A 26,493-nucleotide genomic window follows, 5' to 3' on the forward strand; every position below is an offset into this window, starting at 1 on the left:
AAATGCGCGGGTCTATAATCGTCTGTCAAACGTCGTCGTTTGCGAGCGGTTAACAAAAACCGCCGCTACATAAAAACAAAGCCAGGGCGTAACTTAATGAGCGTTAGCAATCCAACCCTGATCACGTTCGTGATCTACATCGCAGCAATGGTGCTGATCGGCTTCATGGCCTATCGCTCCACCAACAACCTTTCTGATTACATTCTGGGCGGTCGCAGCCTGGGCAGCGTCGTGACTGCATTGTCCGCCGGTGCTTCCGACATGAGCGGCTGGTTGTTGATGGGCCTGCCGGGCGCTATCTACATGTCCGGTCTGTCCGAAAGCTGGATCGCCATCGGCCTGATCATCGGTGCTTACCTGAACTGGCTGTTCGTTGCCGGCCGTCTGCGTGTGCAGACCGAGCACAACGGCGATGCGCTGACCCTGCCGGATTACTTCTCCAGCCGTTTCGAAGACAAAAGCGGCCTGCTGCGGATCATCTCTGCGGTCGTCATTCTGGTGTTCTTCACCATCTACTGCGCTTCCGGCATCGTGGCCGGCGCCCGTCTGTTCGAAAGCACCTTCGGCATGTCCTACGAGACGGCGCTATGGGCCGGTGCTGCGGCGACGATTGCCTACACCTTCGTCGGTGGTTTCCTGGCAGTGAGCTGGACTGACACCGTACAAGCCACGCTGATGATCTTCGCCCTGTTGCTGACGCCGATCATCGTGCTGCTGGCCACCGGCGGCGTCGATACCACGTTCCTGGCTATCGAAGCGCAAGACGCCAGCAACTTCGACATGCTGAAAAACACCACCTTCATCGGCATCATCTCGCTGATGGGCTGGGGCCTGGGCTACTTCGGCCAGCCGCACATCCTGGCGCGATTCATGGCGGCGGATTCGGTCAAGTCGATTGCCAAGGCACGTCGCATCTCCATGGCCTGGATGATCCTGTGCCTGGGCGGCACCGTCGCGGTAGGTTTCTTCGGTATCGCTTACTTCTCGGCGCACCCTGAACTGGCCGGTCCTGTGACCGAAAACCACGAGCGTGTGTTCATCGAACTGGCGAAAATCCTGTTCAACCCATGGATCGCCGGTGTACTGCTGTCGGCCATTCTGGCTGCGGTAATGAGCACCTTGAGCTGCCAACTGCTGGTGTGCTCGAGTGCCCTGACCGAAGACTTCTACAAAACCTTCCTGCGTAAAACCGCTTCCCAGGTCGAGTTGGTCTGGGTCGGCCGTGCCATGGTGCTGCTGGTTGCCTTGATCGCTATCGCCATGGCGGCCAATCCGGAAAACCGTGTACTGGGTCTGGTCAGCTACGCCTGGGCTGGTTTCGGTGCAGCGTTCGGTCCGGTTGTCCTGATCTCCGTGATCTGGAAAGACATGACCCGCAACGGCGCACTGGCCGGCATCCTGGTCGGCGCGATCACCGTGATCGTGTGGAAACACTTCGAACTGCTGGGCCTGTACGAAATCATCCCTGGCTTCATCTTCGCCAGCCTGGCGATCTTCTTCGTCAGCAAACTGGGCGAGCCTACCAAAGGCATGCTTCAGCGCTTCGCCGCTGCCGAGGCAGATTTCCGCCTGAACAAGTGATGGGGATGAGCTGATGCTCTGACCTTTCGCCGAACATGAAAACGGCCCGCTTCCTTTTGGAGGCGGGCCGTTTTTTTGGACCACGCAAATCTCGAAGCGCTGTGAATTCCCTGTGGGTTGGTGGTTTTGAAGGAGTTGTCTGTAGCCAAACACACTGATTGCTGAAGGACAAATCTCTAAAAAAGTAGGGCAAATCTGATTTCCCTGCCCCTCCATCAATACCCCTTGTCGCTCATGCAGAATCGCCCGCCTTCATTCTGCAGAGACACATCGGATGTTCGCTCCTGCCAATCAACCGCGTTTCACGTTGACGATCGACGGCGTCCAGAATGAGCTCAAGGTACTTGAGTTCACGGGCAAGGAAGCCATCAGCCAGCCCTACCGTTTTGATCTGGAACTGGTCAGCGACCGACCCGACATCGAACTCGAAAGCCTCCTGCATCGTCAGGCATTTCTGAGTTTTGATGCGCAGGGTTCCGGCATTCACGGTCAGATTTTTCGCGTTGGCCAAAGCGATTCCGGCCACCGCCTGACGGGCTACCAAATCAGCCTCGTGCCGCGTCTGGCCTACCTCGGTCAGCGTATTAATCAACGGATCTTCCAGCACAAAAACGTGCCGGCGATCATCACGCAGGTCCTCAAGGACCACGGTATCCAGCGCGATGCTTTCGAGTTTCGGCTCGGCAGCGACTACCCAGCGCGCGAGTACTGCGTGCAATACGCCGAAAGCGATCTGGCGTTCATCCAGCGGCTGTGTGCCGAGATCGGTATTCACTACCACTTTCAGCACAGCCTCGATGGGCACTTGCTGGTGTTTGGTGATGACCAGACGGTTTTCCCTCGTCTGCCCGAACCAACGCTGTACTTGCCGGGCAGCGGAATGGCGGCGGATGCGCCGGCCATCAAACGTTTCAACGTGCGCCTGGAAACCCGGACGACAGCGGTCACCCGTCGCGACTACGACTTCAACAAACCTCGCCTGCAACTTGAAAGCCACCTGGACAGTGAGCTGCGACCGGTGCTTGAGGATTACCACTTCCCGGGCCAATTCACCGACCGTGTACACGGCAAGCATCTGGCCCAACGAGCACTCGAACGCCACAACGCCGACTTCCGTCAGGCCGAAGGTCGTGGCGACGAATCGGCTTTGGTCAGCGGGCATTTCCTACACCTGGCTGAGCATCCGCGTCAGGCATGGAATGACCTGTGGTTGATCACCGAAATCGAACACCGTGGCCGCCAGCCGCAAGTGCTGGAAGAGTCGGTTACCAGTGACGGCCCGGATGATTTCCAGGGCTATCGCAATACCTTTCTGGCAACACCGTGGGACGTTTTGTTTCGCCCTCCACTCGGGCCGGAAAAACCACGCATGCTCGGCTATCAGCCTGCCGTGGTCACCGGCCCGACCGACAGTGAAATCCATTGCGACGAGTTCGGTCGGGTCAAGGTTCAGCTGGCCTGGGACCGTGACGGTCAGCTCGATGAACACTCCAGTTGCTGGCTGCGCGTCGCCACCGGCTGGGCGCACGACCGTTACGGCAGCGTGATGATCCCGCGAGTCGGCATGGAAGTGCTGGTGGGATTCGTCGACGCCGATGCCGATAAACCGCTGGTGATGGGTTGCCTGCCTAACGCCGCAACCCCCGTGCCGCTCGATCTTCCCGCCGACAAGACCCGCAGCATTTTCCGCAGCCAGAGCAGTCCCGGTGGTGGCGGTTACAACGAATTGCGCATCGAGGATCGCAAAGGCGCCGAGGAAATCTACCTGCGCGCCCAGCGAAACTGGACTCAGCACGTACTGAATGATCAACAGGTGCAGGTCGATAACGCCCGCAGCATTGTCGTCACCGGCACCGCTCGCCATGAGCTGAAAGCCGACGAGCAGCGCATCACTCATGGCCAGCGCCAGACCGAAGTGAAACGGGATGATCACTTGGTGGTGGTCGGTGACCGACACATTCGGGTGACCAGCCAGGCGCTGAATGCCAGTCAGCAATTCCATGTCAGCGCCGGTCAGCAAGTGGTCATCGACGGCGGGGCCAGCGCGACGATTCAGGCGGGCGGGCAGTGGATCAACATCGGCCCCGGCGGGATTTTCAGCAGCGTACCGATTCAGGTGGGAGGCGCGTTGATGCCAGCGATGGCCGCTGCGCCGTCCTTGCCGGATACGCCGCTGAAACTCGCCGCCGCACCGGCCGCGCTGCTGAGTGCCGCACAGATTCTGAGCCTGAAAAGCGACGCACCGTTCTGTGAGGAATGTGAGCGCTGCAAGGAGGGTTTCTGTGCAGCCTGATGCCTTGTCACCCCGCGACTGGTTGGATCGCCAACCACTCAAGCCTACCGAGCAGTTGTTCGCGGTTTTCAGCAGCGCGAATGCCGCTGAACCGTTTAAAGCCTGGCAGCGTTCGATCAAAGCTCAAGCACCCAGTCCGATCTGGGCCGGCACCGCTTACGCCGAGTGGGAACCGGTGATGCCCTATGTCGGAATCGTCGCTGCGGGTAGTGAGTTTCTGCAGTGGGTTGCCAGCACCGAGTGTCCCGACTGGGGTTGGCTGGCGGTTTCTTCTGCCCCTCAAGAGGTGTTGGTCGAGCATCTGCGCAGCCTCACTCAAGTCCTTTTTCCCAACGGTAATGCGGTGTTTTTCCGCTTCTGGGATGGGCGTTATTTGCTGTCGATTCTTCGGTCAACCGAGGTTAACGCTACGCAGCTGATGCCGGTGATCGGGCGCTGTTTGATCAATGGCCAGCCGCTCGAAATTGGTGGTAATGCGCTGAAAACTTCTCGTGTTTTTCCATGGTGGGAAGTTTCCGAATCGCTGCTCAAACAGCTCGCCGAAGAGTCCGCAACAACCCGCATCAACAACTTGGTGAAGTGGCTGAGCGAGGAACGCCCTGACCTTTACGAGGCGTTTTCCGTAAGCGTTTTGCACCACAAGATTGCGATCTTTCTTGAAACACCGGACCTGCCTCAAGCACCCAAAACAGCCTTGGTGGACTACCTGATGGCGGAGCTGAACTGATGGATCAGATCGTACGGATCGAGCAGGAGCTCGACGGTTTTAAAGACACCTTGAATCTGTATCGCCAACAACTTGGTGGATTCTTAAGCAGGAATGCGGACAAAGGCAGCCGAGCTACGGACATGCCCTCGCTGATGGACATGGAGCGGCTCATAAAACTGGGTAATACCACCACCGCGGTGAGCAGTCGTGATGACGATTTTTTCTCCAGTCTTGCGCTGTGCCCGAAGAGCGGGATTCTGGAGATCGAGAGCAAGTTCGAGTCGGTTTACGACATTCCGCTGGGGAATATTCAGGTCGATGTGATTGCCTCTGATGGCGGCAAGTCGACGCCTGTAACACTCGATAAAAACGGTAAAGGGCAGTTCCAAGGCACACCCGGCAAGTTCTATCGCGTTCATGTCCAGAGTGAAGTCACCCCGACTCAAATTGATGAGCTTTTCTCCTCTTACGACGGCCTGACCCAAGAGCTGGAAGGCTGGCTGCGCAAAGAGTGGGAAGGGTTTAAGCCGCAATGGTCGCAGCAATCGGCATCAGCTTCGTTGGCGGCGGTGGGCAATGGCATGCTTGCAGGTGGTTGGGCAGCCATTCAGGCTGTTTGGGATGGCATCGGGGAGCTCACCGACATCCTGAAAAACCCCGAAGCCTTTGCCGAGAAGCTGGGTGAAAGTGCTGGCGAACTTGCCAAGCTCGCGGAAAGCGCTCCGGACTTGATGGAAAAAGCCATGTTGCTGGCCAGCGACGAGGCGGCGTTGTGTTTGTTGATGCGCACCGCAGTGCTATGGCTTGAAGCATTGCCACCTTCGCAACTGGCCGGGTCCTCGGCCGAGGCCATTTCCAAGGTTGTGGTGGGCTTGGTCATCGATTTGTTGATTGGGCTGGTGCTGAGCGTGGTCGGGGTGGGTGTTGCCTGGCTCGCGGTGCGATTGATGAAGTACAGCGCGCAGATTTATGAGGCCGCGATGGGCTTCGTGAAGTCGATGGTCACGATCATCAACAACTTCATGGCTTACGTTGATCGCTATAAAACAGTTGCCGCACGGGGTGTGGCGGCGGGGCTCAAACAAGGCCGGGTGCAACTGCGCTGGAATGGCCGCAAGAACACCACGCTGAAAAAAGACGAACACCACGACGACGCCCCGGATCAAGCGAAAAACCCCAACGGCAACAGCGCCGATTCCGTTGATAAAACCGCCACCAACAAATGCCCGGTATCGATGGTCACCGGCGAGGAACTGCTGACTCTCAGCGACGGTACGCTGGACGGGATTTTGCCGTTCGAGTTCACCCGGCTCTATCGCACCAGTGCCGCTGAAATCGATGACGGCCTCGGCTTCGGCTGGAGTCATTCGCTGTCTCATCGACTGGAAATCGATGGCGACAGCGTCATCTGGATCGACCACGAAAACCGCCGCACCACTTTCCCGTTGCCAACCAGCGAACGCCCGGCGATCCACAACAGCCTGTCGCGGGCGGCGATTTATCTCGGAGATCAACCAGAAGAACTGATCCTCGCCCAGGCCGGTGACGACGCACGGTTCTATCACTTTCATAACGGTCGGTTGACGACCATCAGCGACGCTTACGACAACCGTCTGCGCATCACCCGCGACCGGCAAGATCGCATCAAACGCCTCGACAACGGCGCCGGCCGCGCCCTGCGATTGCGCTATGACCGTAGCCATTTGGTCGCCATCGACTATCAGCGTTTTCAGCCGGCCGACACCCTGGAAGACGCCTGGCGTACCGAACAAACACTGGTTGCCTACCGTTACGACGCTCGTCATCGCTTGATCGAAGCCACCAATGCCGCTGGCGAAAGCGAGCGCTACGACTACGACAATCAGCACGTCATCCTGCAGCGGCAGTTGGCCGGAGGGGCGAGTTTTTTCTGGGAGTGGGAACGGTCCGGCAAGGCGGCCCGATGTGTCCGGCATTGGGCGTCGTTTGCGCAGATGGACGCGCGATACGTCTGGGATGACGAGGGCAGTGTCACCGTCCAGAACATCGATGGCAGTAAAGAGGTTTACGTCCACGACGACCGGGCGCGGCTGGTGCGCAAGGTCGAGCTGGACGGCGGCGAACACCTCAAGGCCTACGACGACCACGGTCGGCTGCTGGCCGAGCAGGACCCGCTCGGCGCCATCACCGAATACCGTTACGACGAAGTCGGGCGCCTTATCGCGCTGATTCCGCCGGAAGACGAACCGACAGCCTACGAGTATCGCAACGGTTTCCTGCATGCGCGGTATCGCGGCAAAGCCGTGTGGAAATATCAGCGCAATGCCCAGGGTGACATCACCGAAGCGACTGACCCCGACGGCCAGGTCAGCCACTATTACTACGACGACAAAGGGCAACTGCTGTCGATCCGCTACTCGGACACCAGCCGGCATGTGTTTGTTTGGAACGCCTTGGGGCAACTGCTCGAAGAGACCTTGCCGGACGGCGGCCAGCGGCGCTTTTCCTACGATGCGTTGGGGCGGCAGATTACCCGTCAGGACGAACACGGCGCCGTTACCCAGTACCACTGGGATGCCGTTGGCCGACTGCTCCAGACCACGCTGCCTACCGGCGCCAGCCGCGCCTTTAGCTACAACGCCTACGGCAAGATCACCGCCGAGCGCGATGAACTGGGCCGCGTCACCCGCTACGAATACATCGACGACCTGCACCTGGTCAGCCGCCGCCTCAATCCCGACGGCACCCAGCTGCGCTACCGCTACGACAACGCGCAGCTATTGCTCACGGCAATCGAAAACGAATCCGGCGAAACCTATCGCCTGGACTACACGCCCAACGGCTTGATCCGACAGGAAACCGGATTCGACGGCCAACGCACGGCGTACGCTTACGACCTCAACGGCCAGTTGCTGGAGAAAACCGAGTTCGGCGACGACGGCTCGCAGCTGGTGACGGCTTATGAGCGAGACTCGGCCGGACGCCTGCGGGTCAAAACCCTGCCTGACGGCACCCAGGTTGAATACCGCTACGACCGCCTCGGCCGGCTGCTCAGCGTCGACGATGGCCACGATCATCCGCTGGAATTTGAGTACGACCCGCAGGATCGGCTGATCACCGAACATCAGGGCTGGGGCACCCTGCGTTATGGCTACGACGCTTGCGGTCAACTGAATCGCCTGCGCCTGCCGGACGGCAGCAAACTCGATTACCACCACGCCAAGGGCGGGGCGCTGACGGCGATCGACCTCAATGGCGCGCGACTCACCACTCACCAATTCGCCTTCGGCCGCGAGCAGCAACGCCAGCAAGGTCAACTGCTCAGCGAATATGCCTACGACGATCAGGGACGTCTGAAGGCCCACGCCGTAAGCCAACAGCAACAATCGCTGTATCGCCGCGACTATGCCTACAGCGCCAACGGCAATCTCGACAGCATCGCCGACACCCGTCACGGCCAACGCAATTACCAATACGACCCGCTCAACCGCCTGATCCGCGTTCGCCACACCCGCGACGACGCACCGGAAAGCTTCGCCCACGACCCGGCCGGCAACCTGCTGATGCAGGACCGCCCCGGCTCCGCGACCGTCAAAGGTAACCGCCTGCTGATGCAAGGCGACCGCCACTACGACTACGACGCCTTCGGCAACCTCATCCGCGAACGCCGCGGCACCGCGCAAAAACTGATCACCGAGTACCGTTACGACTGCCAGCACCGCCTCATCGGCGTCACCACCCCGGACGGACGTTGCGCCAGCTACCGCTACGACGCCTTCGGCCGCCGCATCAGCAAAACCGTCGACGGCAAAACCACCGAATTCTTCTGGCAAGGCGACCACCTCATCGCCGAAAGCAGCCGCGAGCATTACCGCAGCTACGTCTACGAACCGGGCAGCTTCCGCCCGCTCGCCATGCTCGACGGCAAAGGCCCGCGCAGGGCCTGCCCGTTTTACTACCAGCTCGATCACCTCGGTACACCGCAGGAACTGACCGATTTCGGTGGCGAGATTGTCTGGTCGGCGAAGTACAACGCCTACGGCAAAGTCACTCAGCAGGTGTTCGGTGGGGGAGAGCAGCTCGAGCAACCCTTACGGTTTCAAGGGCAGTACTTCGACGCCGAGAGCGGTCTGCATTACAACCGGCATCGGTACTATGATCCAGAGGTTGGACGGTACCTGACGCCGGACCCGATCAAGTTGGCGGGTGGGCTGAACCAGTACCCGTACACGCCGAATCCGACGGGGTGGGTTGATCCGTTGGGGTTGAGCGGGAACTGTCCGCCGCCGAATAAGCCAGGGTGTGGGGCGCCGGATGATACGACTGGCGCTAAGGTTGATGAGGGTGAGCCGGCTCTGCCGAAGATGACGGCTGAGCAGCGGAGGGCACGGATTGATGAGTTGGCTGAAGCTAGTGCCAAAGAGCGGGTAATTAAGCTGGAGAAAAAATATAAAATGCACACTGTGCAAAAGCACAGTTCAGAAATACCTGATGTGGCACTCAAACAGAGGGCTATAAACGGAGCAAATCCTAAGACGGGGAGAGTACCAGTACCACCTAGAGGGAGTTTGAGCTCCCAGTTCGCAAACTGGAGGGTTCATTTTAATGCGTTGAACAAAGCTATGACGAGGGAAAGGCTGGGGCTGGATCCATATACAGGTTGGGACCATAACAATGACCCAATTGTGAGGATGGAGTTGCCAGGCGCAGGTCGCGGTTATCGACCGAACAAAAAAGACAAACAAAACCCTACGCTGAATGAAAATTTGGATTGGTTTGAAGTTAAGTTTGACCAGGATAAGGTGGATTGGCCTTATACGGGTTTTCCTACGGAGAGAAAGTGATGTTGCGAAATCCGTTTGTTGATAAAGATTTTGAACCGAACTTGATGTGGTTTATTGGGGTGTTCAATGTCTATGATCGTGAGGAAACTCGTGGTGAAGAACTTGAAGTTTTTGATCCTGATAACCAGTTTGATAGAGAGATCCTTATCGTTAGGTATAGTTTGAAGCTGGAGTGTTTGTCTTATAGACACAAGTTTTTGTTGTTTGAGTTCTTGGCCGAAAAGCTACGAGATCGTAGTTATGATTTTCAAATTTTGTTCAATATAGACGATGTATATGACTCAAGTTGGCCTCGAGCTGAGTGGTACTCGTTGAAAGACCCCCGTGGTTTTTTTGAGGATGTATTTAGGTTGGCAAGTGAAGAGTGGAAAGACGACCTTCATAAAGCCAGTCTTGAAGACCAATCAACCTGGTAAGGCTTGTTATCTCTGAGGTGGATAGATTTTATGACCGCTTCGCGCTCAATCGCGGGCAAGCCACGCTCCCACAGGACGGTGGCGATCTGTAGGAGCGTGGCTTGCCCGCGAATACGGTCTTACAGACAGCGAAATTTCTGGGCAAGGTCATCGGAAGTTTCCTTCAAGCTGTAGCGGTTTCCATGAACTGGTGCGAAGTGAGCTCCATGGATAGTCTTCGGCTGTCACTGCAAATGCAGTGGCAGGGTGTAGGAACCCTTGGAAATTCACCGCGCGTCAGCGCTGTCGTTTGATTGCGGCACTTTATTTGTGTCCGTAAGATCGTTCGCGGCGGCTGTGCGTGGGACACGCTTCGGCGTGGCTGAGTTTGGTGGATTCCTCAGTTTCCTACTCCCGCGCACGGCTGCCACCCAAGCCCGTAGGAAAGGCCGTTGGTAGCTTGAAGTTATCCACCGAGGTCTCAAAAAATGAAAACACTTCACCCCGATCCACCCTACGTAAAACCAACCCCCCATCCCCAAAGCCGCTTCATGGCGCTCACCAGCAATTGCGACGACATGCCAACCCTGTTCGTCGACACCCAAGCGCCGCTGGATGTTTTGTATGACGCTGCCAGCTACCGAATTCGCGCCGTCACCCAAGTGATGGAGAACTTGTCCATGCGCGGTTCGATCGAGTGTCAGTCCTTCATTCTTAGTGATTTTGCGTTGCTCTGTGCCATTCCGTTGCGGGATGGGTGTGATGTGCTGGATGTTCTTGGGCGGCGGTTGAAGGCGCGGTCTTTGGAGTAGGGCTGCTGAAAGATCGTTCCCACGCTCTGCGTGGGAATGCAGCCCGTGACGCTCTGCGTCACTTCGGTGTCAGGCACGACATCGGTGGTGCGGCTGGAACGCGGAGCGTCCCTTGCGGCATTCCCACGCGAAGCGTGGGAACGATCACCGTGTAGAGTGCCCGCTCGGCTGTGAGGCCCTGACGTTCGCCTCCGTACAAGGTAAACTTCCCGCCCTTCGCAGGAGCAGCCATGAATTATCGTCACGCCTTCCATGCCGGCAATCACGCCGATGTGTTCAAACACCTGACTTTGACCCGCATCATCGCTTTGATGTCGCGCAAGGAGCAGCCGTTTGCCTATCTCGACACTCACGCCGGCATTGGTCTGTATGACCTGCAGGGTGATCAGGCGAGCCGTACCGGTGAGTACCTGGAAGGTATTGCGCGTTTGTGGGATCAGCCAGATTTGCCGGCGTTGACCGCTGATTACATGAAGGTGCTGCACGACATGAACCCGGATGGTCAGTTGCGCTATTACCCGGGGTCGCCGGAGTTGGCGCGGCGTCTGACGCGGCCGCAGGATCGGGTGATGCTCAATGAGAAGCACCCCGAGGACGGCTTGCTGCTGAAGGACAACATGGCCGGCGACCGGCGGGTGAAGGTGCATCTGGGTGAAGGCTGGCATGTGCCGCGTGCGATGTTGCCGGTGCAAGAGAAGCGAGCGGTAATGTTGATTGATCCGCCGTTCGAGCAGCTGGATGAGATGCAGCGCTGTGCGGCGTCGCTGAAAGAGGCGATTGGCCGGATGCGGCAGACCGTGGCGGCGATCTGGTACCCGGTGAAGGACCAGCGCCTGTTGCGGCGTTTTTATCAGGACCTGGCGGGTTCGGGTGCGCCGAAGTTGTTGCGCGTGGAGTTGCTGGTGCATCCGCTGGATACGCCGAACAGCCTGAATGGGTCGGGGTTGGCGATTGCGAATCCGCCGTGGGGGCTGGAGGAGGAATTGCGTGAGTTGCTGCCGTGGTTGTCCAAGAAGTTGGGGCAGACTCAGGGTGGATGGCAGATGGATTGGTTGATCGCTGAGAGTTAATCAGTTGCATGAGTGGCGTCTGATCGGACGCCATCGCGGGCAAGCCCGCTCCCACAGGGATTTATGTCGATCACGAGAGTGTGGTCAGACATGGATCCTGTGGGAGCGGGCTTGCCCGCGATGCTTTTCAGGGCCCGAAAGTTAAATCGGGCAAGTCACGCCTGTACCGCCAATCCCGCAATACCCTTCAGGGTTTTTCGCCAGGTATTGCTGGTGGTAAGCCTCGGCGAAGTAGACTGTCGGCGCTTCGTCGATTTCGGTGGTGATGGTGCCTTTGCCAGCCTTGGTCAACTCAGCCTGGAACACTTGCTCGCTGTGCTTGGCCGCTGCCAACTGAGTCGGGTTGGTGGCGTAGATCACCGAGCGGTACTGAGTGCCGATGTCATTGCCCTGACGCATGCCCTGGGTCGGGTTGTGCAGTTCCCAGAACATCTTCAGCAGCTCGTCGTAGCTGACTTTCGCCGGCTCGTAGACCACCAGTACCACTTCGCTGTGGCCGGTGAGGCCCGAGCAGACTTCTTCATACGTCGGGTTCGGTGTAAAGCCGCCGGCGTAACCCACCGCCGTACTGACCACGCCTTCGCGCTGCCAGAACTTGCGTTCTGCGCCCCAGAAGCAGCCGAGGCCGAAGATCGCGAAATCCACGTCCATCGCGAACGGGCCCAGCAGCGGGGCGTCGTGGACGAAGTGTTTTTCCGGCACGGTCATTGGGGTTTCACGGCCAGGCAGAGATTGTTCTTTAGTCGGGAGCACGTTTTTGTTCACCAGAATTTCCGAGCGCAAGACCATGATCAGTCCTCTCAGTCAGGTTTGAATGTAGATACACAGACCGCAAGTGTGCCTAATGCCAGCGAGTTAAGCACTACCCCTGTGGGTGCTGACTGACACGCCGTCATCGCGAGCAAGCTCGCTTCCACAGGGATTTGCGGTTTGCTGTCAGGCGATCGGGCCGCGCGGGTAGCGCTTGAGCTTTTCGATCAGTTCGATGCCCGGGATCGGCCGGTCGAACAGGTAACCCTGGCCGACGTCGCAGCGGTGACGGCGCAGAAACGCCAACTGCTCGGCCGTCTCGATGCCTTCCGCCACGACCTTGATTTTCAGGTTGTGAGCCATGGCGATCACTGCGGAAGTGATTTCCATGTCGTCCTGGTTGTCCGGGATTTCGTGGATGAAGCTTCGATCGATCTTGATGATGTCGATCGGGAATTTTTTCAGGTAGCTGAGCGACGAGTAACCGGTGCCGAAGTCATCCATGGCCAGGGTCAGGCCCAGGCGCTTGAGCTGATCGAGCTGCAAGTGGGTGTCTTCGGTGGCTTCCAGCAGCAAGCCTTCGGTGAGTTCGAGTTCCAGCAGGTTCGCCGGCAGCGCTTCTTCCTTGAGGATGTTGGCGATGGACGCCACCAGGTCCGGGTCCGAGAACTGCTTGGGCGACAGGTTGATCGCCACTTGAAGATTGCCCAGTCCAGCGGCGGTCAGGTCTTTGCTCATGCGGCAGGCCTGGCGGGCGATCCATTTGCCAATCGGAATGATCAGGCCGGTTTCTTCGGCGACGCTGATGAACTGGTCCGGGCGGATCATGCCTTTTTCCGGATGGTTCCAGCGCAGCAGGGCTTCCATCCCCAACAGGCGACCACTGCGCAGGCAGAGCTTGGGTTGGTAGAACACATCCAGCTCGTTCTGGGTCAGGGCGCGACGCAGGTTGTTCTCCACGAACAGCTTGTAACTGGCCTCGGCATTCAACGCTTCGGTGAACACCTGGACCTGATGCTTGCCGTTGGCCTTGGCCTTGTGCAGCGCCAGGCCGGCGTTGCGCATCAGGGTTTGCGGGTCGCGGCCGTGCAGCGGCGCGCAAGCCAGCCCCACGGAGCCGGTGACGCTGATCAACTGGTTGTCGACGAACATCGGCTTATCGAGGGTTGCCAGTAACTGATTGGCGACTTGCTGGCCCACCGAGGGGTCGGTGTTGTCCAGCAGCACGGCGAACTCGTTACTGGCGAAACGCGCCAGGCTGCCGCCCGGGCTCAAGCTGTTGCGCAGGCGTCGGGCCAGGCTGATCAGCAGTTTGTCGCCAGTCTGGTGGCCGAGGCTGTCGTTGATCCGCTTGAAGTTGTCGATGTCCACCAGCAACAAGCTGATCGGGGTATCGCTGTCTCGGGCGAAACGTTCATCAAGGTTGCGGATGAAGGCCGGGCGGTTGCCGAGGTTGGTCAGGTTATCGGTGTAAGCCAGGCGCTCGATGCGCTGTTGAGCGAGCTTGGTCTGGGTGATGTCTTCGTAGATGCCGATGTAATGCGTCAGCTCGCGGTTGTCGCCGTAAACCTTGGAAATCGACAACTGGCCCCAGTAGGGTTCGAGGTTTTTACGGCGGCTTTTGAACTCACCCTGCCAGCTGTTGCTCTTGGCCAGCGCCGAGGGCGCGTCGAACAGCAGCTCGCTGAGGTTCTCCAGGGCCGGCAGTTCCGACAGCCGCTGGCCGTGGACTTCTTCGGTGGTGTACTGGGTGATCGCCGTGAAGCTCGGGTTGACGTATTCCACCACGCCATCGCAATTGACCAGCAAAAAGGCGTTGGCACTTTGCTCGACCGCACGCTGGAACAGGTGCAGGGCGCTGGTGGCGGTGCGGCGGTTGTGGTTGTTGATGACTTGGGCGAACTGATCCGCCAGCTCGCCGGCAAAGGCGATTTCATCCGACTGCCAGGCGCGGGTTGCACCGATCTGTTCCAGGCACAAGACGCCGACCACCTGGCCATCGACGCGGATACTGGCATCGAGCATGGCATTGACGTCCCGGGGGCGCAGGCTCTCGGCCATGTGCCGGGTACGCGGGTCGCGCATGGCGTCGTGGGCGTCGATGGCTCGGCCGGTATGCAAGGCTTCGAGGTAATCGGGGAAATCACTGACGTCGATCGGCTCCGGCAGCTGGTATTCCTGGCTGGCGCGGTGATAGGCCGAGATCGGTACCAACAGTGGTCCTTCGAGGTTCCACAGGCTGGCGCTGTCGATTTCGTAGATGTCACAGGCGCTGCGAGTGATTAGCTCGGCGGCTTCTTGCAGGGAGTTGTTGGTGCTGTAGCGCTGACGGGTCAGCAGCAGGATCAGGTCTTGCTGGGCACGCACCCGGTCCAGGTGCTGCAGTTGTTCCTGTTGGGCACGCTGATTGAGCTCCAGGGCGATTTGCAGCCGCGAGTTCTGGGTTTCCAGATCCAGCGAAGGCAGCAGGGGATCACCATTGAACATGCCGTCCACGACCATCAGGTAGCCGCGCAGCAGATGACGATTGTGTTGTTTGTAGGCTTCGCCCAGTTCCAGCAGGTTCAGTGCGCCTGCGGCGGTGTGCAAGGTATAGCGAATCAGGTAATGCGGGCTTTCGGTGAGTTGCTGCTGGACCGCATCATGCAGCTGATAGCGCGCTTCGGGCTCCATCAGGCTGGCGTAGGGCGAGCCGACCAGGGCACAGAGCTCCACGGCCGGCATGCCGAACTGTCGTTCACAATTGGGATCGAGAAACAGCAGCGCCCAGCTCGCTTCATTCAGCCGTTCGAAACGCAGCATGCCGAGCCGCGAAGGCACAGGCAACTGCGTCACTACCTCGGCCGCCATACGGCTGGCGGCATCGGGTTGGCTTTTCATTGAGGGAACTCGCTTCGAATATGCTGATCGCGCCGGGCTCTCGCCCTCTTTACTGTTGCCTGCGGCAAGGTTGCATCATTGCGACACCGACTGACAAGAGACATGAAGGCCAAGTGCTATAAGAATATGTCGGCAGGAGGAAGGATTTCTCCAGCGAGGGGCGGAAAGTAATGCATTTGGCCTTCGCTTGCTTAATGCAGAGGGAGGCTTGTCGTTTGCAGCAACTTGCCGTCCCGGTCGTGATAGCTGACGCGAATCTGTTCTGAATCGACGATCAGGTGGGCGAAATTGTCCTGACTGATTACCTTGCTGGTCAGCTCATGCCGGTAGTCGCCCGCAGCTGTTTGCGCCAACGCTTTGTCCAGGATGAAGGTGGAGGCCTTGGCGTACGGCAGCAGTTTGCTGTTACACAGCGGGGACGACACGATGGTGTGAACTTCGAAGTCCGGATCCTCGCTGTGGGTCAGTCGGCTGGTCAACGAGCCATGGACATCGCCGGAAACGAAGAAGACGTTCTTGATGCCGTGCGTACGAATAGTTTCCAGAAGGCGTAGTCGTTGCTCGGGAAAGGCCTTCCAGGCGTCATCGCCGTGAAGTTTTCGGTCGGGGTAGAACATCACGCTGGTGACCACGAATTTGACCCTGGCCTGGCTGTGGATCAGCCATTGGAGCAGGGCCTGTTCCTGTTCTTCATCGAGGATGCGCCGATCATTCACCGACAGATTGCGTCGGGTTCGACTATCGGTGACAAACCATTCGATATCACCTTCGGCGAACTGATACCAATACTGCCCAAGTTTTCTGCTTATTTGCCCGTTGGAAAGAAGTTCATGGGCCGGGCTATGGCTGGCCTGATATATCTCATATGCGGCGATGGCGTTTCTGTATAAAGCGACATCGGACTTGCTTTCGTTGGCGGGCCAGTTGTCTTCAATTTCATGATCATCGAGGATCATGTAAGTCGGCACGCTGGACATCAACTTTGCAATATTGGGTTGGGAAAAAGCCGTTCGGTACTTTCTCAGTATTTGCTTATATTCCCGGTCGGGTGCAATCACGTTCAGGTCATCGACATAGATTTGATCGCCGGTCATCAGCATGGAACTGATGGGCGGTTCAGCCTGCTGCGCCAGATTCGTGATCGAGGCGAAAATCCGGTCGCCCAGATGCGGCGCAGACGGGATGCCGGCGGTCATGCGCAAGTAGCGACATGAGCCGACGATATAGGCCCGTGGAATCGTCCCTTTGCCGGACTGCGTGTGAAAGCGATAAATCTCCCGTGGCCATTGCAGCGGAAGTTCCTGAACTGTTTCCACGGTATGCACCGGGCTCATGGGGCTGAACCAGCCCGCCTGGTATTCGTAATCGGTATCGGCGGCAAGATTATTCAGTGCAATCACATCGGACATATCACGCCGTATCGTCAACTTTGCAAATACACCCTGGGACCAGCGCTCTTCGCCTGCCTGTCGATAACGAATGCCCGCAAATACCAGTGCGTTGTTTTGAAGTTCGCCACGCAAGAAAATACGCACGTGGTTAGTTGTGGTGTGGCCAATAATAGGGCCGACAGTAGGTTTGAACATGTTCGAATCCATTCGAGATAACGCTAACTAAGCAAAATTTGTTTATTAAGTTTCTATTAATAAACAGTTGAACTAATCCTAGTTATTGGTTCGCAAAAAATATCGAGAAGAAGTGGACTGGAGTTGTGGGCGACGTCAGCCGCGAATGTAGGAAAAGGGCGTAGGGCTGGCTTTCTTCAGGGCAAAAAAAGCCCCGCCAAACTGGCGGGGTTGAGGTACGAGCGTGGCGCTCGGAAAACGTGGAACGCGACGGGCCCTCCGATGAAGGAGGGCCAATCGGTGTTACAGCAGGATGGTGCGGATGTCCGCCAGCAGGTCGCTCAGGCGCTTGGTGAAGCGTGCAGCAGCGGCGCCGTTGATCACACGGTGATCGTAGGACAGCGACAGCGGCAGCATCAGTTTCGGCTGGAAGGCTTTGCCGTCCCAGACTGGCTGGATGGTTGCCTTGGAAACACCGAGGATCGCCACTTCCGGCGCGTTGACGATCGGCGTGAAGCCGGTGCCGCCAATGTGCCCGAGACTGGAAATGGTGAAACAGGCGCCTTGCATGTCGTCTGCCGTGAGCTTTTTGTCGCGGGCCTTGGCAGCCAGCGCAGCGGCTTCGGCAGCCAGTTGCAACAGGCTCTTTTGATCGACGTTCTTGATGACCGGTACCAGCAGGCCTTCAGGGGTGTCGACCGCGAAGCCGATGTTCACGTACTTCTTGCGGATGATCGCCTTGCCGCTTGGCGCCAGCGAACTGTTGAAGTCCGGCAGTTCCTTGAGCAGGTGCGCGCAGGATTTGAGCAGCAGCGGCAGGATGGTCAGCTTGACGCCAGCCTTCTCTGCAACGGCTTTCTGAGCGATACGGAACGCTTCCAGGTCGGTGATATCAGCCGAATCGAACTGAGTCACGTGCGGAATGTTCAGCCAGCTGCGGTGCAGGCTCGACGCGCCGATTTGCATCAGGCGAGTCATCGGCACTTCTTCGGTTTCACCGAAACGGCTGAAGTCCACGACCGGAATCGGCGGGATGCCCGCGCCACCGGTTGCGCCAGCAGCAGCGGCCGGTGCTTCCTTGGCCTTCTGCATCATGGCTTTGACGTAAACCTGCACGTCTTCTTTCAGGATGCGACCGTGCGGGCCGCTTGAGCTGACCGCGCTCAGTTCGACGCCGAACTCACGAGCCAGTTGGCGTACAGCCGGGCCTGCGTGAACCTTGGCGCCCGGCTTGGCCGGTGCAGCAGCAGGTGCAGCAGCAGGTGCGGCAGGCGCAGCGGCAACTGGAGCAGCTTCAGCCTTGGCAGCCGCAGGGGCTGGTGCAGCAGCGGCGGTCGCCGGGGCAGCAGCAGGTGCGGCACCTTTGACTTTCAGCTTCAGGATCAGGTCGCCGGTACCGACTTCGTCATCGAGCTTGATGGAAACGCTTTCCACCACGCCAGCGGCGGGCGATGGAATTTCCATGCTGGCCTTGTCGGATTCGAGGGTGATCAGCGACTGGTCGGCTTCAACGGTGTCGCCAGCCTTGACCAGCACCTCGATGATCTTGGCCTTGCCTGCCGAGCCGATGTCCGGGACGTGAATGTCCTGAACGCTGTCAGCAACCGGTGCAGCTGGAGCCGCAGCGGCTGGCGCTGGAGCAGCGGCAGCCGGAGCAGCCGCCTGAGCTGGCGCGGCAGCAGCCGGTGCCGCAGCACCCGCCACTTCCAGATCCAGAATCAGGTCGCCAGTGCCGACTTCGTCGTTGAGCTTGACGCTGATGCTCTTGACCACGCCAGCGGCAGGCGATGGGATTTCCATGCTGGCCTTGTCGGATTCCAGGGTGATCAGCGACTGATCAGCCTCGACGGTATCGCCGACCTTGACCTGGATCTCGATGATCTGGGCCTTGCCCGACGAACCGATGTCCGGCACGTGCACTTGCTGGACGCTGGCGGCAGCCGGAGCTGCGGCTGGCGCGGCAGCTGCCGGAGCGGCAGCCGGTTTCGCTTCAGCCTTTGGCGCCTGCGCAGCGGCAGCCGCAGCCGCAGGCGGCGGGGCCGGGGCAGCAGCAGCGGCACCTTCAACTTCCAGCTCCAGCAGTTCGTCGCCTTCTTTCAGGCGATCGCCCAGCTTCACTTTGATGCTTTTGACGATACCGGCCTTCGGCGCAGGAATTTCCATGCTCGCCTTGTCCGACTCAAGCGTCAGGATGCTCTGGTCGGCTTCCACACGGTCGCCGACCTTCACAAATAGTTCGATTACTTCACCTTCACCGCTGCCGATGTCAGGTACGCGAATGAGTTCGCTCACAGAGTGTCTCCTCAGCAGTCCAGTGGGTTGCGTTTTTCCGGGTTGATCCCGAACTTGGCGATGGCTTCAGACACCACCTTAGGTTCGATATCACCACGGTCAGCCAAGGCTTCCAGGGCTGCCAACACCACGAAATGACGGTCGACTTCGAAGAAATGACGCAGTTTCTTGCGGCTGTCGCTGCGACCGAAACCGTCGGTGCCCAAGACTTTGAATTCCTTGGACGGGACCCACTGACGAATTTGCTCAGCGAACAGCTTCATGTAGTCGGTAGAGGCAATGACCGGACCTTTACGGCCGTTCAGGCACTCTTCGACGTAGCTCAGTTTAGGCTTCTGGCCAGGGTGCAGACGGTTGCTGCGCTCGACGGCCAGGCCATTGCGACGCAGTTCGTTGAAGCTGGTAACGCTCCAGACATCAGCGCCGACGTTGAACTCTTCACGCAGAATCTTCGCCGCTTCACGTACTTCACGCAGGATGGTGCCGGAGCCCATCAGCTGAACGTGGTGCGCCGCTTCGCGGGTGTCTTCTTCGAGCAGGTACATGCCCTTGATGATGCCTTCTTCAACACCGGCCGGCATGGCTGGCTGCTGGTAGGACTCGTTCATCACGGTGATGTAGTAGAAAACGTCCTGCTGCTCTTCGGTCATCTTCTTCATGCCGTCCTGAATGATCACCGCCAGCTCGTAGCCGTAGGTTGGATCAAAGGTGCGGCAGTTCGGGATGGTGGCAGCCAGGATGTGGCTGTGACCGTCTTCGTGTTGCAGGCCTTCGCCGTTCAGCGTGGTCCGGCCGGCGGTGCCGCCGATCAGGAAGCCACGGGTGCGGCTGTCGCCAGCGGCCCAGGCCAGGTCGCCGATACGCTGGAAGCCGAACATCGAGTAGAAGATGTAGAACGGCAGCATTGGCTGGTTGTGGCTGGAGTACGACGTACCGGCAGCGATGAAGGAGCTCATGGCGCCCGCTTCGTTGATGCCTTCTTCGAGGATCTGGCCCTTCTTGTCTTCCTTGTAGAACATCACCTGGTCTTTATCGACTGGCTCGTAGAGCTGGCCGACGGACGAGTAGATGCCCAACTGACGGAACATGCCTTCCATACCGAAGGTACGGGCTTCGTCCGGGATGATCGGAACGATGCGCGAACCGATTTCCTTGTCCTTGACCAGTTGCGCCAGGATGCGCACGAACGCCATGGTGGTGGAAATTTCACGGTCGCCCGAGCCGTCAAGGATCGCCTTGAGGGTGTCGAGTGGCGGCGTCGGCACGCTGATGCTTTTCGCGCGGCGCTGTGGCACGAAGCCGCCCAGGGCCGTGCGGCGCTCGCTGAGGTAGCGGGCTTCGGCGCTGTTCGGTTCTGGCTTGAAGAACGGCAGCTTTTCCAGTTCTTCGTCGCGCACTGGAATGTCGAAACGGTCGCGGAACAGCTTCAGGCTTTCAACATCAACTTTTTTGGTGTTGTGCGCGGTGTTCTTCGCTTCGCCGGCACCGGTGCCATAACCCTTGATGGTTTTGGCCAGGATGACGGTCGGTTGTTCTTTGTGGTTGACCGCTTCGTGGTACGCCGCGTAGACCTTGTACGGGTCGTGGCCGCCACGGTTGAGTTTCCAGATCTCGTCGTCGGACAGGTCTTCAACCATCGCCTTGAGTTCTGGCGAGTTGAAGAAGTGTTCACGCACGAACGCGCCGTCTTTGGCTTTGTAGTTCTGGTACTCGCCGTCGATGACTTCGTCCATGCGGCGTTGCAGGATGCCGTCGACGTCCTTGGCCAGCAGTGGGTCCCAGAAACGGCCCCAGATGACTTTGGTCACATTCCACTGAGCACCGCGGAACACGCCTTCGAGTTCCTGGATGATCTTGCCGTTGCCGCGAACCGGGCCGTCGAGGCGCTGCAGGTTGCAGTTGATGACGAAGATCAGGTTATCGAGCTTCTCGCGGCCAGCCAGCGAGATCGCGCCCAGGGATTCCGGCTCGTCACACTCGCCGTCGCCCAGGAAACACCAGACTTTTTGCTTGCCTTCAGGGATGAAGCCACGCGCTTCCATGTACTTCATGAAGCGTGCCTGGTAGATCGCCTGGATCGGGCCAAGGCCCATGGATACAGTCGGGAACTGCCAGAAATCAGGCATCAGCCAAGGGTGCGGATAGGACGACAAGCCCTGGCCGTCGACTTCCTGGCGGAAGTTGTTCATCTGGTCTTCGGTGATGCGGCCTTCCATGAACGCGCGGGCATAAACGCCTGGCGAGGTGTGGCCCTGGAAGTAGATGAGGTCGCCGCCGTGTTCGTCGGTCGGGGCCTGGAAGAAGTAGTTGAAGCCGATGTCATACAGGGTTGCACTGGAGGCGAAGCTGGAGATGTGACCGCCCAGGTCAGAATCTTTCAGGTTCGTACGCATCACCATGGCCATCGCGTTCCAGCGAACCAACGAGCGAATGCGGCGTTCCATGAACAGGTCGCCAGGCATGCGTGCTTCGTGGGTAACGGGAATGGTGTTGCGGTATGGCGTGGTGATGGCGTAAGGCAATTGCGAACCGCTGCGGGTTGCGAGTTCGCCCATACGGGTCATCAGATAGTGAGCGCGGTCTTCGCCTTCTTTGTCGAGAACCGATTCCAGGGCGTCCAGCCATTCCTGGGTTTCGACGGGATCGAGGTCTTGCATGGCTTGCTCCAGGGCGGAAAGGCTTCCAGAATCGGTTGCCTGAGTTTGCGACTGGCCTTGTGGGCAGACGATATAAATTCTTGGATTGCCGAGAGGTTGTTCCGGCGGCGTGTAGTTTTACTACAAATCATCGGGCATTTCAGCCTTTCGAATGTATAGACGAGTAGTAAAACTACAGATGAGCGGCTTGTGGCCTCCAGCTGCGTTGTGAGAATAATCGTTAAGGTTGGTCTTTTGCCAACCAGAAAAGGTGAAAGCTTGATGCTGTCTGCCAAAAATACAGAAATTTCAGCTATTTCTAACCTTTGTTCGACAGTCGATCACGTAGTGCATTCGGGCGAATCACTACATGCAGCCCTCTACACGCCGATCAAGGATAGACCATGAGCCTTCCTGTGCTTGCCGAACTGCCCGGCATTCTCCTGCCGTTTGTCACCCGCGCCGAGCAGTCGTTCCGTACGGCCGTCGCCGAATTGGACGATGACCATGGACTGGCCGGCTGGACGCCTGAACGCTGGGCGCAATTCGCCCGCGTCACTGCCGCCAGCGACTTTGTGATTGAGCAGAGCGTACGCGACCCTTCGTTGTTGCTGGAACTGGTGCAGTCCGGTGAGCTGGATCGCAGCTTTGCGCCCGGCGAGCTGTGCGCACAGATTGCGTCAGCGGTGAATTTGGCGGAAACCGAAGACGAACTCGGTCGCGCCCTGCGTCGCCAGCGCACTCGTCATCAAGTGCGGATCATCTGGCGTGACCTGACCCGCCAGTGCGATCTGATCCAGACCTGTCGCGACCTATCGGACATGGCTGATGCCAGCATCGATCAGGCCTGTCAGTGGTTGTACTCGCGCCATTGCCAGCAGTTCGGCGTACCGACCGGCCGGCGCAGCGGCGAGCCGCAGCAAATGGTCATCCTCGGCATGGGCAAGCTCGGCGCGGTGGAGCTGAACCTGTCGTCGGACATCGACCTGATCTTCGCCTACTCCGAGGGCGGTGAGACCGTCGGCGTGAAACGCTCGCTGGATAACCAGGAATTTTTCATTCGTCTCGGCCAGCGCCTGATCAAGGCGTTGGACCCGATGACCGTCGACGGTTTTGTGTTCCGCGTCGACATGCGCCTGCGGCCCTACGGTTCGGCCGGCGCATTGGTGCTGAGCTTCAACGCGCTGGAGCAGTATTACCAGGATCAGGGTCGCGACTGGGAACGCTACGCGATGATCAAGTCGCGGGTGGTGGCGGGCGATCAAGTGGCCGGCGCGCAATTGCAAGAGATGCTGCGGCCGTTCGTTTACCGGCGTTACCTGGATTTCTCGGCCATCGAAGCGCTGCGCACCATGAAGCAGCTGATCCAGCAGGAAGTCCGGCGCAAGGGCATGGCCGACAACATCAAGCTCGGCTCCGGTGGCATTCGTGAGGTGGAATTTATCGCCCAGGCATTCCAGTTGATTCACGGTGGTCGCGACCTGAGCCTGCAACAACGTCCTCTATTAAAAGTGTTGAGCACGCTGGAAGGTCAGGGCTATCTGCCGCCGGCGGTGATCAGCGAACTGCGCGAAGGTTACGAATTTCTGCGTTACACCGAACACGCGATCCAGGCGATTGCCGACCGCCAGACCCAGATGCTGCCGGACAGCGCGCAGGATCAGGCGCGCATTGCCTTTATGTTGGGCTTCGCCGACTGGGACGCTTTTCATGAACAATTGATGTACTGGCGTGGCCGCGTGGCTTGGCACTTCGCTCAAGTGATCGCCGATCCCGACGATGAAGAAGGCGCCGAGAGTGAAGTGGCGGTCGGCGGTGAATGGCTGCCGCTTTGGGAGGAGGCTCAGGATGAAGAGGCCGCTTGTCGCCAGTTGGAAGAGGGCGGTTTTGCTGATGCCAGCAAGGCTTTGAAAGCCTTGGCGGGCCTGCGCGGCAGCCCGCAGTTACGTGCCATGCAACGTTTGGGGCGCGAACGCCTCGATGCCTTTATTCCGCGTTTGCTGGCTCAGTCGGTGGAACACGCTAATCCCGATCTGGTGCTGGAGAGGGTGCTTCCATTGGTTGAGGCCGTCGCGCGTCGGTCCGCGTATCTGGTGTTGCTGACAGAGAACCCCGACGCGCTGCGACGGTTACTGACCCTGTGCGCCGCGAGCCCATGGATCGCCGAACAGATCACCCGCTTCCCGCTGCTGCTCGACGAATTGCTCAATGAAGGCCGGTTGTTCAAGCCGCCATTGGCGCCGGAACTGGCCGCCGAATTACGCGAGCGTTTGACGCGGATTCCCGAGGACGACCTCGAACAGCAAATGGAGGCCCTGCGGCATTTCAAACTGGCGCACCGTTTGCGGGTCGCCGCCTCGGAAATCGCCGGCAGCCTGCCGTTGATGAAAGTCAGTGATTACCTGACCTGGCTCGCCGAAGCGATCCTGGAACAAGTGCTGGCCCTGGCCTGGCGCCAGACCGTGGCCAAATACGGAACGCCGCTGCGCACCGACGGCACTTTTTGCGACCCCGGCTTCATCATTGTCGGTTACGGGAAAGTCGGCGGTCTGGAACTGGGGCATGGTTCGGACCTGGACCTGGTGTTCATCCACGATGGCGACCCGCAGGCGGAAACTGATGGGCCGAAACCTATCGACGGCGCGCAATTCTTCACGCGGCTGGGACAGCGGATTATTCATCTGATTACGACCCAGACCAACTCCGGTCAGCTGTATGAAGTCGACATGCGACTACGACCTTCCGGTGCGTCAGGGTTGCTGGTGAGTTCGGTGGGCGCGTTCGCCCGGTATCAGGAAAACGAAGCCTGGACCTGGGAGCATCAGGCGTTGGTACGGGCGCGGGTCTTGGTGGGCAGTCGGGATGTTGGGCAGGCTTTCGAGAAAGTCCGCGCAGCGGTCCTGGGCAAACCACGGGATCTCGCGACCCTGCGTCAGGAGGTCAGCGAGATGCGCGCCAAGATGCGCGAGAACCTCGGCAGCAAGAGCACCGCGGCCGGCACCGGGGCAAATGCCTTCGAGGCCACGGCGCCGTTCGATCTCAAGCAGGACGCCGGAGGTATCGTCGATATTGAATTTATGGTGCAATACGCGGCCTTGGCGTGGTCCGAAACGCACCCGTCATTGCTACGCTGGACGGACAATATCCGCATTCTGGAAGGGTTGGAGGAGGAAGGGCTGATGCCCGCCGAAGACGCCAGCCTGTTGCGCGAGGCCTATAAAGCCTACCGCTCCGCCGCCCACCGGCAGGCCTTGCAGAAGGACGCCGGGGTGATACCGGGCGACCAGTTTGTGGATGAACGACGGCAGGTATTGCGGATCTGGCGCGAGCTGGGGTTAAGCTGAAACTGGATATTTGAAGCACCCGATACCCAATGTGGGAGCCAGCCTGCTGGCGATGAGGTCGTCACATTCAACATTTATGCTGACGGTCAGGCCGCTATCGCGAGCAGGCTCGCTCCCACAGTAGATCTGCAGTGTTTCGCAGATCGAAGTACACCAAATCCCAATGTGGGAGCGAGCCTGCTCGCGATAGCGGAATGACAGTCGACAATAATGTTGAAAGTGATGACCCATCGCCAGCCGCCTTACTCGCGCAGTGATTCTCGAGGCGGGGAGGCGTATGCCTCCCCGGTTCGTTTTTGGAAACCACATGAAAATTCTGATCGTTGGGCCCAGTTGGGTCGGTGACATGGTGATGGCGCAGACACTTTTTCAGTGTCTGAAACAGCGCTACCCGCAATGCGAAATCGACGTACTGGCCCCTGAGTGGAGCCGGCCGATTCTTGAGCGCATGCCCGAAGTGCGCCAGGCCTTGAGCTTTCCGCTCGGTCACGGTGCTTTGGAGCTGGCGACGCGTCGGCGCATCGGTAAATCCCTGGCCGGCCAGTACGACCAGGCGATCCTGTTGCCCAATTCCCTGAAGTCGGCGCTGGTGCCGTTCTTCGCTGGCATCCCGAAACGCACCGGCTGGCGTGGCGAATTTCGCTACGGCCTGCTCAATGACGTGCGCACGCTGGATAAAGAACGCTACCCGCTGATGATCGAACGCTTCATGGCCCTGGCTTACGAGCCGGGCCTGGAGCTGCCAAAACCTTATCCACGGCCGAGCCTGCAAATCGACCCGGTGACCCGCGAGGCGGCACTGGCCAAGTTCGGCCTGGCCCTCGATCGTCCGGTTCTGGCGCTGTGCCCTGGCGCCGAGTTCGGCGAGTCCAAGCGCTGGCCGTCCGAGCATTACGCCAAAGTCGCCGAAGCAAAGATCCGCGAAGGCTGGCAGGTCTGGCTGTTCGGTTCGAAAAACGATCATGCCGTCGGCGAAGACATCCGTTCGCGGCTGATTCCCGGTTTGCGCGAAGAGTCGGTGAACCTCAGCGGCGGCACTTCCCTGGCTGAAGCCATCGACCTGATGTCTTGCGCCGACTCGGTGGTCTCCAACGACTCCGGCCTGATGCACGTGGCCGCCGCACTGAATCGTCCGTTGGTGGCGGTCTACGGCTCGACGTCGCCGGGCTTCACCCCACCGTTGGCCGAGCATGTCGAAATCGTGCGCCTGGGCATCGAATGCAGCCCCTGCTTCGATCGCACTTGCCGCTTCGGTCATTACAACTGCCTGCGCCAGCTCATGCCGCAAGCGGTGAACGAAGCCTTGCAGCGTTTGCAAGGCACTGTGGTCGAGGTCAAATAGT

General features: G+C 59.0%; 14 protein-coding genes. 9 read left to right on the forward strand and 5 right to left on the reverse strand.

Annotation, left to right across the window (positions count from 1 at the left end):
- Positions 1-96 precede the first annotated feature (96 nt).
- The 7 genes from putP (at position 97) to FQ185_RS06880 (ending at position 11,683) form a co-directional block, all read left to right on the forward strand.
- Positions 97-1,581 (forward strand): sodium/proline symporter PutP, encoded by a 1,485-nt coding sequence (gene putP, locus FQ185_RS06850; protein ID WP_149416848.1) that lies wholly within the window; start codon positions 97-99, stop codon positions 1,579-1,581.
- A 274-nt stretch (positions 1,582-1,855) separates the two neighbouring features.
- Positions 1,856-3,874, forward strand: a complete 2,019-nt coding sequence (locus tag FQ185_RS06855; RefSeq protein ID WP_149416849.1) for a type VI secretion system tip protein VgrG — start codon at positions 1,856-1,858, stop codon at positions 3,872-3,874.
- Complete coding sequence (locus tag FQ185_RS06860) at positions 3,864-4,601, forward strand: DUF4123 domain-containing protein (protein ID WP_149416850.1); 738 nt, start codon at positions 3,864-3,866, stop codon at positions 4,599-4,601. Before FQ185_RS06855 ends, FQ185_RS06860 begins: the two co-directional genes overlap by 11 nt.
- Complete coding sequence (locus FQ185_RS06865; protein ID WP_149416851.1) at positions 4,601-9,406, forward strand: RHS repeat-associated core domain-containing protein; 4,806 nt, start codon at positions 4,601-4,603, stop codon at positions 9,404-9,406. The genes FQ185_RS06860 and FQ185_RS06865 overlap by 1 nt, the downstream gene beginning before the upstream one ends.
- Positions 9,406-9,822: a hypothetical protein gene (locus FQ185_RS06870; protein ID WP_149416852.1), complete on the forward strand. Its 417-nt coding sequence runs from the start codon at positions 9,406-9,408 to the stop codon at positions 9,820-9,822. Before FQ185_RS06865 ends, FQ185_RS06870 begins: the two co-directional genes overlap by 1 nt.
- 467 nt (positions 9,823-10,289) lie before the next feature.
- Positions 10,290-10,613, forward strand: a complete 324-nt coding sequence (locus FQ185_RS06875; protein WP_149416853.1) for a hypothetical protein — start codon at positions 10,290-10,292, stop codon at positions 10,611-10,613.
- A 230-nt stretch (positions 10,614-10,843) separates the two neighbouring features.
- The gene (locus tag FQ185_RS06880) at positions 10,844-11,683 is read left to right on the forward strand and encodes a 23S rRNA (adenine(2030)-N(6))-methyltransferase RlmJ (protein ID WP_149416854.1); all 840 of its coding nucleotides are present in this window, start codon (positions 10,844-10,846) and stop codon (positions 11,681-11,683) included.
- A 141-nt stretch (positions 11,684-11,824) separates the two neighbouring features.
- Here the strand turns inward: FQ185_RS06880 and msrA are convergent, their stop codons facing one another.
- The 5 genes from msrA to aceE form a co-directional block, all read right to left on the reverse strand.
- Positions 11,825-12,472 (reverse strand): peptide-methionine (S)-S-oxide reductase MsrA, encoded by a 648-nt coding sequence (gene msrA / locus FQ185_RS06885; protein WP_149416855.1) that lies wholly within the window; start codon positions 12,470-12,472, stop codon positions 11,825-11,827.
- A 147-nt stretch (positions 12,473-12,619) separates the two neighbouring features.
- Positions 12,620-15,313, reverse strand: coding sequence for a GGDEF and EAL domain-containing protein (locus FQ185_RS06890; RefSeq protein ID WP_149416856.1), 2,694 nt, complete (start codon positions 15,311-15,313; stop codon positions 12,620-12,622).
- Between the two features lie 191 nt (positions 15,314-15,504).
- Positions 15,505-16,899 (reverse strand): alkaline phosphatase D family protein, encoded by a 1,395-nt coding sequence (locus FQ185_RS06895; RefSeq protein WP_149416857.1) that lies wholly within the window; start codon positions 16,897-16,899, stop codon positions 15,505-15,507.
- Between the two features lie 282 nt (positions 16,900-17,181).
- Entirely contained in the window at positions 17,182-19,170 is a 1,989-nt protein-coding gene (aceF, locus tag FQ185_RS06900; protein WP_149416858.1) for a dihydrolipoyllysine-residue acetyltransferase, read from the reverse strand.
- A gap of 11 nt (positions 19,171-19,181) precedes the next feature.
- Positions 19,182-21,827 carry a pyruvate dehydrogenase (acetyl-transferring), homodimeric type gene (aceE, locus tag FQ185_RS06905; RefSeq protein WP_149416859.1) on the reverse strand — a complete coding sequence of 882 codons (2,646 nt, stop codon included), beginning with the start codon at positions 21,825-21,827 and terminating at the stop codon, positions 19,182-19,184.
- A gap of 383 nt (positions 21,828-22,210) precedes the next feature.
- Here aceE and glnE point away from each other — a divergent pair, with 383 nt between their 5' ends.
- Positions 22,211-25,150 (forward strand): bifunctional [glutamate--ammonia ligase]-adenylyl-L-tyrosine phosphorylase/[glutamate--ammonia-ligase] adenylyltransferase, encoded by a 2,940-nt coding sequence (gene glnE / locus FQ185_RS06910; protein WP_149416860.1) that lies wholly within the window; start codon positions 22,211-22,213, stop codon positions 25,148-25,150.
- A 307-nt stretch (positions 25,151-25,457) separates the two neighbouring features.
- Positions 25,458-26,492, forward strand: coding sequence for a lipopolysaccharide heptosyltransferase II (gene waaF, locus FQ185_RS06920; RefSeq protein ID WP_149416862.1), 1,035 nt, complete (start codon positions 25,458-25,460; stop codon positions 26,490-26,492).
- Position 26,493: the final 1 nt, after the last annotated feature.

This window comes from Pseudomonas sp. ANT_H12B (assembly GCF_008369325.1).
GTDB lineage: Bacteria > Pseudomonadota > Gammaproteobacteria > Pseudomonadales > Pseudomonadaceae > Aquipseudomonas.